This window comes from Streptococcus oralis, from assembly GCF_006175905.1.
In the GTDB taxonomy this organism is placed as follows: Bacteria; Bacillota; Bacilli; order Lactobacillales; family Streptococcaceae; genus Streptococcus; species Streptococcus oralis_BG.
On the sequence record NZ_SSNB01000002.1, the window covers coordinates 64,949 to 77,833 of the forward strand.

9 protein-coding genes and 1 riboswitch are annotated in these 12,885 nt (G+C 40.8%); of the genes, 3 read left to right on the top strand and 6 right to left on the bottom strand.

Going from position 1 to position 12,885, the window contains the following annotated elements:
- Positions 1-103: 103 nt before the first annotated feature.
- Positions 104-616: a QueT transporter family protein gene (locus tag E7Y33_RS04840; protein ID WP_139689803.1), complete on the bottom strand. Its 513-nt coding sequence runs from the start codon at positions 614-616 to the stop codon at positions 104-106.
- Positions 614-710, bottom strand: a riboswitch (PreQ1 riboswitch). (Overlaps the previous gene by 3 nt.)
- Before the next feature lie 28 nt (positions 711-738).
- Between E7Y33_RS04840 and E7Y33_RS04845 the strand changes: the two genes are divergently transcribed.
- Both E7Y33_RS04845 and mscL read left to right on the top strand, forming a co-directional pair.
- Positions 739-1,191: a GtrA family protein gene (locus E7Y33_RS04845; RefSeq protein WP_139689804.1), complete on the top strand. Its 453-nt coding sequence runs from the start codon at positions 739-741 to the stop codon at positions 1,189-1,191.
- Between the two features lie 63 nt (positions 1,192-1,254).
- The gene (gene mscL, locus E7Y33_RS04850) at positions 1,255-1,635 is read left to right on the top strand and encodes a large conductance mechanosensitive channel protein MscL (RefSeq protein WP_139689917.1); all 381 of its coding nucleotides are present in this window, start codon (positions 1,255-1,257) and stop codon (positions 1,633-1,635) included.
- Positions 1,636-1,676: 41 nt separating this feature from the next.
- Here mscL and hemH read toward each other — a convergent pair whose 3' ends face one another.
- Complete coding sequence (gene hemH / locus E7Y33_RS04855; protein ID WP_139689805.1) at positions 1,677-2,771, bottom strand: ferrochelatase; 1,095 nt, start codon at positions 2,769-2,771, stop codon at positions 1,677-1,679.
- Between the two features lie 152 nt (positions 2,772-2,923).
- Between hemH and pepT the strand changes: the two genes are divergently transcribed.
- Positions 2,924-4,147: a peptidase T gene (pepT, locus tag E7Y33_RS04860; RefSeq protein ID WP_139689806.1), complete on the top strand. Its 1,224-nt coding sequence runs from the start codon at positions 2,924-2,926 to the stop codon at positions 4,145-4,147.
- 36 nt (positions 4,148-4,183) lie between these two features.
- Here the strand turns inward: pepT and E7Y33_RS04865 are convergent, their stop codons facing one another.
- From E7Y33_RS04865 to ptsP, 4 genes are all read right to left on the bottom strand, one after another.
- Positions 4,184-7,231 (bottom strand): pneumococcal-type histidine triad protein, encoded by a 3,048-nt coding sequence (locus tag E7Y33_RS04865; RefSeq protein ID WP_139689807.1) that lies wholly within the window; start codon positions 7,229-7,231, stop codon positions 4,184-4,186.
- 13 nt (positions 7,232-7,244) lie between these two features.
- Positions 7,245-8,162, bottom strand: coding sequence for a metal ABC transporter substrate-binding protein (locus E7Y33_RS04870; protein ID WP_049478735.1), 918 nt, complete (start codon positions 8,160-8,162; stop codon positions 7,245-7,247).
- Between the two features lie 195 nt (positions 8,163-8,357).
- Positions 8,358-10,889, bottom strand: coding sequence for a pneumococcal-type histidine triad protein (locus E7Y33_RS04875; protein ID WP_139689808.1), 2,532 nt, complete (start codon positions 10,887-10,889; stop codon positions 8,358-8,360).
- A gap of 258 nt (positions 10,890-11,147) precedes the next feature.
- The gene (ptsP, locus tag E7Y33_RS04880) at positions 11,148-12,881 is read right to left on the bottom strand and encodes a phosphoenolpyruvate--protein phosphotransferase (protein ID WP_139689809.1); all 1,734 of its coding nucleotides are present in this window, start codon (positions 12,879-12,881) and stop codon (positions 11,148-11,150) included.
- Positions 12,882-12,885 lie beyond the last annotated feature (4 nt).

The window sequence follows — 12,885 nt, forward strand, 5'->3', positions numbered from 1 at the left end:
ACCTAAAAAGTATACTATAGTTCTATGCTCTTGTCAAGCGCTCTCTTTTAATTTTCTATAATGAAAAAAGCTAGACCTGGCAAGTATCTAGCTTATAAACTTCTTATTTTGTAAGGTCGATTCGCTGTCCCAGTTTTCCGATTAGGATTGCACCAACGATAAGCGATGCAAACTCTCCAATCCCTGTAGAAAACCAAGTAAAGAAGAATGGAGCTTCTGTCAAGATATGAAGTTCAGCTGCAATGGTAATCATTGAAATAGAGAAGAGGATTGAAAAGAAGAAATGATCTTTTCGAATCAATCCGTTAAAGAGGTAATCTTTGCTGTATTTTGCAAAGAGCCATACACCTAGACTAAGGAAAACTAAGGTAGAACCTCCACCGACAAAGACATCCATTAGCCCAAAACTACTAAATAAATTAGCAATCATACATCCAATTGTCACACCGATAATGTATTTAGGATTGTAAAATGCCAAGAAATTCAACATTTCTGAAATACGGAACTGATACGCCCCAAAACTAAGAACATTGATTGGTGGTGTAATAGTCAAAACCACATAAATAGCAGCAACAATAGCAATATCTGCCATGTCACGAACAGTTAATTTTTTCATGTTTTCTCCTTTGGCGGTTTCCCGCGTAAAATATGCTTGGTGAAAGAAGCTAAGCACCAAGGGTTGAGTGAATCAACCTTACTAGTATAGCACATTAGGCAGCTTTATGCTATACTAAAATCATGAAAAGACTAATAAAAGCTTTCTTTAATAACGAAATACTCTCCTACCTATTTTTTGGTGGTGCTACGACTTTGGTTTCTATTGTATCACGTTTGGTTATTTACCATATCAGCCACCAGGAAATCCTCGCAACTGCCCTCGCAAATATTATCGGGATTCTCTTTGCCTTTCTCACAAATGATACAATCGTCTTTAAAAAAGAGAGAAGGAATTGGCCAACCCGCCTGGCTAAATTTGTCTTAGCTCGTCTCTCAACACTTGGTCTCGACATCCTTTTAACTTATATCTTTGTGACAACCTTTCCTGATATTATTGGGCAATTTGTTGAACAAAATATAGATAGGGTTAATACTATTGAGACCATCTTGGCGCAGATATTGATCATTATTTTAAACTATATTCTCAGTAAAATTTACATTTTTAAAAAGGGCAATTCATCTCTAAAAAATTAATCTTGCAATTCGTTTGGTTTTAGGATATAATAAGTTAGAAAATTAGGAAAGGAATTTATGAAAATGTTAAAGGATCTTAAAGAATTCTTGCTTCGTGGTAATGTCGTTGACCTTGCTGTCGGTGTGATCATTGCCTCTGCTTTTGGTGCTATCGTTACTTCATTTGTTAATGATATCATCACTCCACTTCTATTGAACCCAGCCTTGGAAGCTGCGAATGCTAACAACATCGCTGAGCTTGCATGGAATGGTGTTACATATGGCAAATTCTTGAGTGCGATTATCAACTTCCTCGTTGTGGGTACAGTTCTCTTCTTTGTTATCAAAGGTATTGAAAAAGCTCAAAACCTTACTAAGAAAGAGGAAGTGGTTGAGGAAGCACCTGCCGCTCCAACTGAACTCGAAGTTCTTCAAGAAATCAAAGCTCTTCTTGAGAAAAAATAATCGATTAAAAGGATCTAGCACAAAGCTAAATCCTTTTTTCTTTACTCTTTTGGTAACTTCCCAGCCTTTTCGAGCATTTTCTTAATTAAGTACGGCATCTTCACATTTTCACGGCCTTTTTTCTCAATGAGCTTTTTGACAAATTCTGGCATCTGAAGGTCGTCTATCTCCTCCATGATGTCCTTGGTAGTTGTCGAAGGAGCTAACTCATCAAAAGTTTCTTCTTCTGGGAGAAAAGCTTTAAATTCTTTGTGTTCATTGGCTCTTACAGTAGCAACTAAAGCGTCAATTAAACGGCTATCCGTATTGGGCATAGGTGGACGATGGTAGGTGACATCTATTTCTTGACACAAATCATAACATTCCACATCATTATCAAGCAAGACTTCGATGTGCTCACTGATAAAGCTAATCGGGACAAAAATATAATGCTCTGGATGTTGCTTTTGTTCTCGTAAATATTCTAAGACATCTGGCTTGATCCAAGGAATTCCAATATCGCTTTCGCTCTGCCAAGTATTGGTATACTGGTCGGCTGTTAGGCCGAGTTGTTCAGCAATTAGCTTGCTATTATCGAAAATCTGATCGATATATGGATCTCCATAGTCTAAGGCAAAAATGGGAACACTGTGTGCTGAAAAGATTACCTTGAAAGATTCTTCTCCAACATGGTTTCGTAAAATTTTTCTAATCTCGTCAGTCCAGAAGTCCAGCAAAGGCTGTTGTTGATACCAGTCCTTAATGACTAAAAATCGGATCTGCTGGCTTTCCAAAAACTTTTCATACCCCATGACTGAGTAAAAAGAATAATGAGGTTCCAAAATCAAGCAGATACATTCTTCAACACCATCAGCTTCCATCTGCTTGATCACATCTGGAATAAAGGGTTTGGAAAACTTATTAGCAAAATAAACACTATACTCATTCCCCAGTCTAGCTTCTACCAAGGCAACCTCTTGACGGGTAATTTTTTGCAGAGGCGTGCCACCAATTCGTACATAATTATCATAGAGAGTCTGAATCTCGTGGTCTTGGGGTCTAACTCCACGACGAATGTTTGTGAAAAAATCAGCCACACCTTCAAAAGTAATCTCTTCTGGAGAACCGAAAGTCATCATTAGAATTGCTTTTTTCATAATCACTTCCTTGTGATATTTTTATCAAGTTCATTTTACCATTAATTCGTTGATAAGTAAACGCTAACATTGTATATTCCCCTAACTTCTGTCTTTTGTTTTTCTCTTCTTTCTATGATACAATGGAAAAAATGAATTCAAAAGGAGTTTTTATGACTTATCCGAACCTTTTAGATCGTTTTTTGACCTACGTTAAGGTCAACACGCGTTCTGATGAACACTCTACTACTACTCCAAGTACGCAAAGCCAGGTAGATTTTGCGACCAATGTCCTTATTCCCGAAATGAAACGTGTCGGTCTGCAAAACGTCTACTACCTTCCAAATGGTTTTGCTATTGGGACCTTACCAGCTAACGATCCGTCTTTAACACGTAAGATTGGCTTCATCTCCCACATGGATACTGCTGACTTTAATGCTGAGGGAGTTAATCCGCAAGTCATCGAAAATTACGATGGTAGAGCTATCGACTTAGGCGATTCTGGCTTTAAACTGGATCCTGCTGATTTCAAGAGCCTTGAGAAATATCCAGGCCAAACGCTTATCACAACTGATGGCACGACCTTGTTGGGTGCTGATGACAAGTCAGGGATTGCTGAGATTATGACTGCTATTGAATATCTGACTGCTCATCCCGAAATCAAACACTGTGAGATTCGTGTTGGGTTTGGTCCCGATGAGGAAATCGGGGTTGGAGCTAATAAATTTGATGCTGATGACTTTGACGTTGACTTTGCCTATACTGTTGATGGTGGTCCGCTAGGAGAACTTCAGTACGAGACTTTCTCAGCAGCAGCTGCTGAACTCCATTTCCAAGGGCGCAATGTCCACCCTGGTACTGCTAAAAGACAGATGGTCAATGCCCTTCAGCTAGCGATTGATTTTCATAATCAACTTCCAGAGAATGACCGACCTGAATTGACAGACGGTTATCAAGGTTTCTATCATCTTATGGATGTGACAGGTAGTGTCGAGGAGGCGCGTGCAAGCTACATCATTCGTGACTTTGAAAAGGATTCCTTTGAAGCTCGTAAAGCAGCTATGCAGTCTATTGCTGACAAGATGAATCAAGAGCTTGGGTATGATCGCGTGACCTTGACTCTGACTGACCAGTACTACAATATGAAGGAAGTCATTGAGAAAGACATGACGCCTGTTACTATTGCTAAGGCTGTTATGGAAGATTTAGGTATCACGCCAATTATCGAACCAATCCGTGGCGGAACAGATGGGTCTAAGATTTCCTTTATGGGCATTCCAACTCCAAATATCTTTGCTGGTGGTGAAAACATGCATGGACGTTTTGAATACGTCAGCCTTCAGACTATGGAGCGCGCAGTAGATACCATCATTGGCATTGTATCTTATAAAGACTAAAAAAGACGAGGTAGCTCAGCTACTTCGCCTTTCTTTTTATTCATTTGGTTGAGCACTTGGCTCAGACTCACTTTGCGCTTGCTTTTCTGTTGGTTGAGAAGCAGCTGTTTCACTGTCTTTCTCAGACTTAGATTGGCTATCAGTTTCACTTGCTTTTGAACGGAGTTCCTGGTTCAAGCTAATGATTTCTTTAGCTAGAGTGAGGAGACCTTCTTTATCACTGCTTTTGACTGCAAGTTGATCAAATAGCCCATCAACACGTTCAAAGTCAGCATCGGATCCTTTGTTATCCTCTAAGTACTTGTGAAGAGAGAGCAAGACATTATAGAGTTTTTGATAGATAATCACTGTTTGTGGATCTTGTTCTGCTTCTTTTTTCTCTCGTTGGATAGTCGCTGCAATACGATTTAAAAGATCCTCAAGTTGTGTTTTAGCTTCGTCAAGGTCTGCATTTTCCTTTTCAGTAGCCGCTTTGATATTAGCTGCTTCTTCAGCTAGGGATTGTTTGACCCCGTCTTCTTTGACACGCGCTAGGAGTTGAGCAGCTTTTGTTAGAAGAGCATCCACTTCTTCCTTCTTAACATGGCTAACCCGCTCTTCTGGCATAAAATCACCGTAGAGTTCTTTTAAGAATTCATAGATGGCAGTCTTAGCAGTTTGACTATCTACTTTTTCCGTATCTAGAATAGTCTTACCAGCTTTTGTAGAAACTGGTTCTTCTTTGAGAGCTTCTTCTACTTCTAGCTTAGTTTGGTAAATAGTTGGGAATAGCTTGTTCAAGTCGGTTGCTTTGAGGAAAGATTGTGACTGGTAAAGTTCCCATGTCAACTTGGCAACACGGTTCCGAAGTTCTTCTCTCAAACGACCATCAGATACATGTTCATAGAAATACTTGATGTACTCTACTGTTGTAACCCCTGTTCGATCTCGGAAATCTTGCAAGGCCTGCAGTTTCGCTTCAATCGCAGCCAACTCTGTCTCATCCTGTGCTAGTTTTGCTTCCTGCAAATGTACCAAAAGATCTTTCTTAGGCAAGCCATAAGTATCTGTATCCAATGTATTGATCTTATCTACTAGGGCTTGGTACTTCTTATCTAAAGGTGAAGTTTCAACCGGTGCCACACTTTGATCCACATGGATGTATTGTTTATCAAAGAGATCCAAGGCTGCTAGGTATCCAGCAGTTGAGTTTGTTGCCAGTTTTTTCATATTTTCGGTGAACTGCCCCAAAGCAAGTTCAACCCGTCTCTGCATGATTGGCTGGTCTTTGTAGAGATTTCTGCTATCTGCTAAAAGTTGATCCACCTTAGATAGAACACTTTGTTCATCAAATGCTCCAGGTTGATAGGTCGATTGTAGGGCTGGAATCTTGTTTTTCAAAGCCACTTCATAGCCCTTAGTTTGAACCTTGATGTAGTGATTGTGGTCTCCGTGAGGAATCACAAAACTACCATTTTCTACCTGCAAACTATAAGGAGATACCCCATCACGTAGGGCAGTCGTATACAGTTCATTTAGGAAATCAAGTTCTGGATTTCCAGTTTGGAGAGGAATACGAACATGTTCTTTTCGAACAGCATAGGGATGGATATGGGTTGGATCATAGGCTTGATCCGGATTTCCAAAGACAAAGAATCCATTTGAAATGCGAATCGCTTCGAGCGGTACTCCGTAGGTCTGTGAGATATACTTGATTTTTTCTTCATCGCTAGCATCTCTTGAGAAACTTTCCACAGTCTTTGCAAGTGGTTGAACGTGCTGAGGCTGATGATTTTCTTTCAAGTGATCTTGGGCAGCTTTGATTTGGGCTGCAGTCAAGTCTTTCTTAAAGAAATAATGAGCGTGATCTCCATGAGAAACTACAAACCCTTGCTCATCTTCACTAATAACACGGTCAGCTGCAAAACCATGATCATGTTCTTCACCGTGGTGATGGTCATGCTCCTCTCCATCGTGGTCATGGTCTTCATGGTTGGTATCCTGACTTCCATGGTCACCGTCTTGGTCATGAGGATGATCTGGTTGAGCTGGATGTTCTGCTGGTTTGCTTGGATTTTCCAAAGGTGTTGGCTTCCCACTGTCGCTAGATAAAGGAATCATACGCGCGATCTTTTCTTCCAAGGCAGAAAGTTTTGTATATGGGATGAAATGATAGTGATTTCCGTGAGGAATCGCCACGCCACTCGGCGTTCTACTTGAAATCTTAGCAGGATCAAAAATCAAGCCATCTGATTCAGCATAACGTTGACTCCTTGGAAGAGCATAGAGTTGCTGCAACAGACTCTGTAAGCTCTCTTCTGGATTGCTTGGTCTTTCAGCTTCTTGACTCGGATTGCTAGTTTGACTAGTTGTGTTTGGACTCGGACGATAGTCCGTCACAGTCGGTTGTTTTCTAGTTCCAGAAAGGTAGGCTTGGGCAGCAGCCAATTCACTAGCAGACAAGGAGCTCTTTGGAATATAGTGGTAATGTCCACCATGAGGGACAATATAAGCATCTCCAGTATCCTCTATAATATCAGACGGATTAAAGATGTAGCCATCGTCGGTAGTATAACGGCCTTGTGATTGCGCAAGTGTCACTGCACTGTTAGAAGTTGGTGCATCATGAGTATGACCTTGTTTTTGGCGCTCAATTTCGTCCTTCGTACGAACATTATCAGCATGCGCCACATCTTTAAGGTAGACATAATACTTGCCATCCACCTTGATAATGTAACCACCTTTGATTTCATTGACAATATCAGCATCTTTCAGTTGATAATTGGCATCTTTCATCAACAGTTCTTCGCTGAAAATCGCGTCAAAAGGAACTTTACCATTGTAATAATGGAAATGATCACCATGTGAAGTCACATAACCTTGATCGGTAATTTTCACAACAATTTGCTCAGCCTGAATGTCTTCTTTTTTGCTAACTTGATCTGGTGTCTGATTCTCTGTTTTTTGAGTGTCTTGCTTCCCATCGACATAAGACACACGGTTATTATCTTTGTTTCCTTCTACCTGGTGTTGGTTCAATGCATAGATGCAAAGGCTTAGGGAAAGGACAAGAGCCGATCCTGCCACAAGGTATTTCTTCTTCATTTTTATCATCTCCTCATTTTAATTCTTCTGCAAGAACATTCATATTTTCTTCTAGATTTTCTAAGTAAGTTTTATCATTTTCAGGATCTGCTTCTAAAGGATTGAGTGTCTTTAGGCTAACTCCTGTTGATTTGACCAAGGTCTCAGCGACTTTAGAAGAAGCATTGCTCTCAGTAAAGATGGTTTTAACCTTATAGGTCTTAACGAATTCCTGAATTTCTGTTAGTTGTCTCGGACTTGGCTCTTGTTCAGGGGAAATCCCTGCTATACCAAGTTGTTTCAAACCAAAGCGTTTAGCGAGATAAGAAAAGGCTGTGTGTTGTGTAACAAAGGTCTTTTGACTCGCTTTTTCAAAAATAGGCTGGTACTTCTTAGTCAATTCTTGGGCTTTAGCGATAAAGTTTTTAGCATTCTTTTGATACGTTTCCTTATTAGCACTATCAATCTCCGAAAGTTTGTCAGCGATAATCTGAGCTTCTTCACCTGCTTTTTCTGGATCTAGCCAAGTGTGAGGGTCGTAGAGTGTTTTTTCATCGATGCCGTCACCAGCTTCAACATCTTCCAAACCTGGTACACGCTCCAACGTCATTCCTTCAGAAGCTTCTAAAACCTTAACTTTTGAGTTTTTCAAGTTAGGATCTAGACTTCCGGCCCAAGATTCGAGCGTATGAGAATGGTAGACAAAGACATCCGCGTCATAGATAGCAGCAATGTCATTTGCTGACGGTTCAAAGGAGTGAATCCCACTACTTGACTGAATCATCCGTACATCATTCAAGTCCCCCGATACCTCTTTGACCATGGCATAGATTGGGTAAAAACTTGTTACAATCTTCATCCCTTTTGCTTCTTGTTTTTCTTTTTGGCTACATGCTCCTAAGACAAGAACCAAGAGACCTGCCATTAATAATAGAAATGTTCTTTTTTTCATCGTTACTCCTTAACTAGTATTTAACCGTTTAATTAACTAGTAAATAGTTTATCTTTATTTACACTATATGTCAAGATATTTTGCATATTTTCATGAAAAAAATGAGAATTAGAACTTACATTCTATTCTCATTTTCGATTTTATCTTTTCTAGATCTCCTATCCTGTTTTTAGGAGTTAGAAAATGCTACTACCTTTACTTGCTCTCCTTTAATAAAGCCAACAACTTTTCAGCATCAGCCATAATGGTATTGTTATCCTGAGCACCAAATAGCAGGTTATTTTTTAAGCCAGTGAGAGTTTCTTTGGCATTGGACTTGATAATGGGGTCTTGGATCTTTGCAAGTAGCTCTTCAGCCTCTCTCAACTTCGCTTCAACCTTTTCAGTCTCGACCTGAGGTTCTTCTGGTTCCTCTGGTGATTCTTCTTCCGGCTCCTCAGTTGGTTTTGGAGATTCTGGTTTCTCACTTTGAGGCTTCTCTTCGCGTGGCTTTTCTTCCTCAGGTTTGTCTGTCCGAGGTTTCTCCTCTGATGGTTTTTCCGTTTGATTGTTATCAGCTTGACCATTTTGGTTTCTTTGAACATGGTCACTTGCATTTCCCCAACCACTATCTGAATGCGGACGTTCATTTGGATGTTCGACATAGTACTTGACAGTCGCAAAGAGATCTTCTAGACTATACCCCTTAGGTGCCTCATAAAGTCCTTCGTCAAACCACTCAAATTTGATGTTATGGTAATGATCATAATGAGGAATAATTAAACTACCATTTTTAACTTCCACGGTATGTTGGAGATTGTAAGGCATACGATCAAGCGGCACCTTCTTAGCTGCTTTCACGCGGTTGTAGATAGCTTCTGCTCCTTTAGCCTCCGTATTTCCTGGATTCTGATGGTCTGTTGAAGGAGGAGTCAAACCTTTCTCTTTAGCATAAGCCTGGGCTGCCGCTCTTTCGGCTTCAGACAAACTATCTTTTTTAATCCAATGGCTATGGGTCATATGTGGAGTTACATAGGCATCCCCCTCATCACTGGTGATATCACGAGGATCAAAGATATAGCCATCTTCTGTTGTATACTTGCCTGCCAACTTGGCTACCTGAATCTCATCATCAGTGTAGGCAATTTGCGCATTTGGTTTTCCTAAACGTTCTGGATGACGAATCGGTGCTAGAAAGGCCAAGATATCATCCACCAACTTGACTTTATCACTGCTTTCATCATTTAAACGTTCCAACAGTTTATCCAAAGTGTCAAAATCAGCTTGGCGCCCTTTATTATCAAGTAAGTCTTGATGAATTCTTGCTAGTAAATCATAAGCCTTATTGTAAAATCCTTGATCACCAGATGGGAGGTTGGTTTTCTTACCTCCGAGTTTATGAGACAAACTTTCTTGCTTGGCTAGTTTACTATCAATGGCTGCTGCTGTTTCTGCTGAAAGTTCCTTGCCAGGAATATAACGAGATGTTCCATTCTCCTCAAATACATAACCATCATCTACTTTTCGAATTGCCTGTTTGACCAATTTTTCGTCAATTGGATTGCTTGGAGATGGTTGAGGATTTGGTGCAGGTTGCGGGCTTGGACTAGGTTCCGGAGTCGGTTGTGGACTTGGTTCTTCTGGTCTTGAATCCGGCACCCAATGGTTCGAACGATAGCGAAGCGGGATGATGCGAGCGATTCGTTCTTCCAATTCAGACATCTGTGAATAAGGGATGAAATGGTAATGATTCCCATGAGGCACAGCAACTCCTCTAGCTGTTCGACTTGTAATCTGTGCTGGGTCGAAGACAAGACCATCAGATTCTACGTGTCGTTGGCTGAGTGGCAAGGCATAAAGTTGTTTCAGAAGGCCATCAATATCCTCGTCGCTTTGACTTGCTTGGCTATCGTCGCTACTGTTGTTAGCTGTGTTAGTATAGCTGTTGCCTTTTTTATTATAGGATGGGGTCCATCTATCTACATCGTAACTAGCACTGTTGTTATTGGTACGGCGATAAGTAGGCGTATTTGATTGACTACTTCTACCAGATAGGAAGGCTTCTGCGGCAGCTAACTCGCTGGCTGATAACTCACTCTTAGGAATGTAATGGTAATGGTTGCCATGAGGAACGATATAAGCATCACCAGTATCTTCAATGATATCGGATGCATTAAAGATATATCCATCATCCGTGGTGTAGCGTCCCTGTGAACGTGCCAAGGCTACCGCGCCATCATTTGCTGAAGTCCCTCCTTCACGATGCTGACTATGTTCTTGTTTTTGTCGATTGATTTCTTCTTTTGTACGGACATTATCCGCATGGGATGCGTCCTTAAGGTAAACATAGTATTTTCCATCTACCTTGATAACATAACCACCCTTGATTTCACTGACAATATCCTCGTCCTTGAGCTGGTAGTTTGGATCCTTCATCAGCAACTCTTCACTGATGATAGCATCATAAGGAACTTTCCCATTGTAATAATGATAGTGGTCGCCATGTGAAGTGACATAGCCTTGGTCTGTTATCTTGATAACGATTTGCTCCGCATTGATGCCTTCTTTCTTGCTAACCTCATCAGGAGTCAGATTCTCCGTTTTTTGCGCCGCTTGTTTTCCATCTATATAGGAAACACGATTATTTTCCTTGACCGTTCTGGCTTGATACAGTCCCAACTCATAAGAACAGACACTTAAAATTAAAGCCGCCGCAGAACCAGCTAGGTATTTTTTATTAATTTTCATCGAAACTCTCTTTCTTTTTTAATATTTCTATTTGCAATTCATTTCTAAATTGCAGAAACTCCTCTCTATTGCTTAACTGGTTAACAGTTTACTCTAAAATTTTCACCTTGTCAAGGATTTTGTGAACCAGTTAAGCAGTTTTTACTATTTTTTTACTTTTTAATAATTGTTTCAGATACGAACTATGAAGTCTAACTTTCATTTCCTCAACTTAAAAAATCAAAAAATCCCTGCAACTGAGTTGCAAGGACTTTTCGATCAATCAAAATTAACGTATTCTTTTTGAAGTTCAAGAACTTCTTCCATTGTTGAGCATTCTGTAAGAGCACGGTTTGCGTACTCTTCCATCTTAGCTGTATCCAATTTCTTCATCAAGCTACGTGTACGAAGTACTGATGTTGCTGACATAGAGAACTCATCCAAGCCCATTCCGACAAGAAGTGGAACAGCTTGTTGGTCACCAGCCATCTCACCACACATACCAGCCCATTTACCTTCAGCGTGAGCTGCTTTGATAACATTATTAATCAATCGGAGGATTGATGGGTTGTATGGTTGGTAAAGGTATGAAACTTGTTCGTTCATACGGTCTGCTGCCATTGTGTATTGGATCAAGTCGTTTGTACCAATTGAGAAGAAATCAACCTCTTTAGCAAATTGGTCTGCAAGCATAGCCGCTGCAGGAATCTCAATCATGATACCAACTTGGATATTATCCGCAACTGCAACACCTTCAGCAAGAAGGTTTGCTTTTTCTTCGTCAAAGACTGCTTTAGCTGCACGGAATTCTTTCAAAAGCGCAACCATTGGGAACATGATACGCAATTGACCGTGAACAGACGCACGAAGAAGGGCACGGATTTGTGTGCGGAACATAGCATCTCCAGTCTCAGAGATAGAGATACGAAGGGCACGGAATCCAAGGAATGGGTTCATTTCGTGAGGCATATCGAAGTAAGGAAGTTCCTTATCTCCACCGATATCCATTGTACGAACGACAACAGGTTTACCGTTCATTCCTTCAAGTACAGCTTTGTATGCTTCGTACTGCTCGTCTTCTGTTGGGAAGTCTTGAGAATCCATGTACAAGAACTCTGTACGGTAAAGACCAACAGCTTCGGCACCGTTGGCATTGACACCTTCAACGTCTTTTGGAGTACCGATATTAGCAGCCAATTCAAAGTGTTTACCATCAGCAGTCACTGTTTGAGCATCTTTCAAAAGTGCCCATTCAGCTTTTTGCTTCGCATAAGCTTCACCAGCAGCCTTGAATTCTGCCGCTTGCTCATCAGTTGGGTTGATAATAACCTCACCTGTGATACCGTTAACGGCAAGAATATCACCGTCTTTAACGATTTCAGTGATGTTGTTTGTACCCAATACTGCTGCAATTTCAAGCGTACGCGCCATGATAGCTGAGTGGCTTGTACGTCCACCAATGTTGGTTACAAAAGCTTTTACAAAGTTTTTGTCCAATTGAGCTGTATCTGAAGGAGTCAAATCATGCGCAATCACGATTACTTCTTCATTGATAGAAGCTGGGTTTGGCAATTTTTTACCAAGGAGGTTGGCCAATACACGTTTTGTCACGTCGCGGATATCCGCTGCGCGTTCTTGCATGTATGGGTTGTCTTCCATGCCTTCAAAGATAGTGATAAACATGTCTGTCACTTCTTTCAGACCTGCTTCTGCATTCACTTTCTTGGCACGGATTGTTTCCTTGATTTGGCTGATCATTTCTGGGTCAGCAAGAACCATTAAGTGAGCGTCAAAAACTTGAGCTGCTTCTTCACCGAGCGTACCTACTGCTTTCTCGCGAATAACAGAAAGCTCGTCTTGTGATGCTTGTAGAGCGGCATCAAGGCGAGCTTCTTCTGCGTTTGTATCTTCGACTGTAATAGTCTCAAATGACAAATCCGGTTGAACGAGTAGATATGCTTTTGCAACTGCAACACCATCAGATGCTGCGATTCCTTTAAGCATTTCTGTCATTTTC

Bases quoted from the DNA above. Each gene is read 5' to 3' on its own strand.
- E7Y33_RS04840 (WP_139689803.1), bottom strand. From the start codon at position 616: ATGAAAAAATTAACTGTTCGTGACATGGCAGATATTGCTATTGTTGCT.
- E7Y33_RS04845 (WP_139689804.1), top strand. From the start codon at position 739: ATGAAAAGACTAATAAAAGCTTTCTTTAATAACGAAATACTCTCCTAC.
- mscL (WP_139689917.1), top strand. From the start codon at position 1,255: ATGTTAAAGGATCTTAAAGAATTCTTGCTTCGTGGTAATGTCGTTGAC.
- hemH (WP_139689805.1), bottom strand. From the start codon at position 2,771: ATGAAAAAAGCAATTCTAATGATGACTTTCGGTTCTCCAGAAGAGATT.
- pepT (WP_139689806.1), top strand. From the start codon at position 2,924: ATGACTTATCCGAACCTTTTAGATCGTTTTTTGACCTACGTTAAGGTC.
- E7Y33_RS04865 (WP_139689807.1), bottom strand. From the start codon at position 7,231: ATGAAGAAGAAATACCTTGTGGCAGGATCGGCTCTTGTCCTTTCCCTA.
- E7Y33_RS04870 (WP_049478735.1), bottom strand. From the start codon at position 8,162: ATGAAAAAAAGAACATTTCTATTATTAATGGCAGGTCTCTTGGTTCTT.
- E7Y33_RS04875 (WP_139689808.1), bottom strand. From the start codon at position 10,889: ATGAAAATTAATAAAAAATACCTAGCTGGTTCTGCGGCGGCTTTAATT.
- ptsP (WP_139689809.1), bottom strand. From the start codon at position 12,881: ATGACAGAAATGCTTAAAGGAATCGCAGCATCTGATGGTGTTGCAGTT.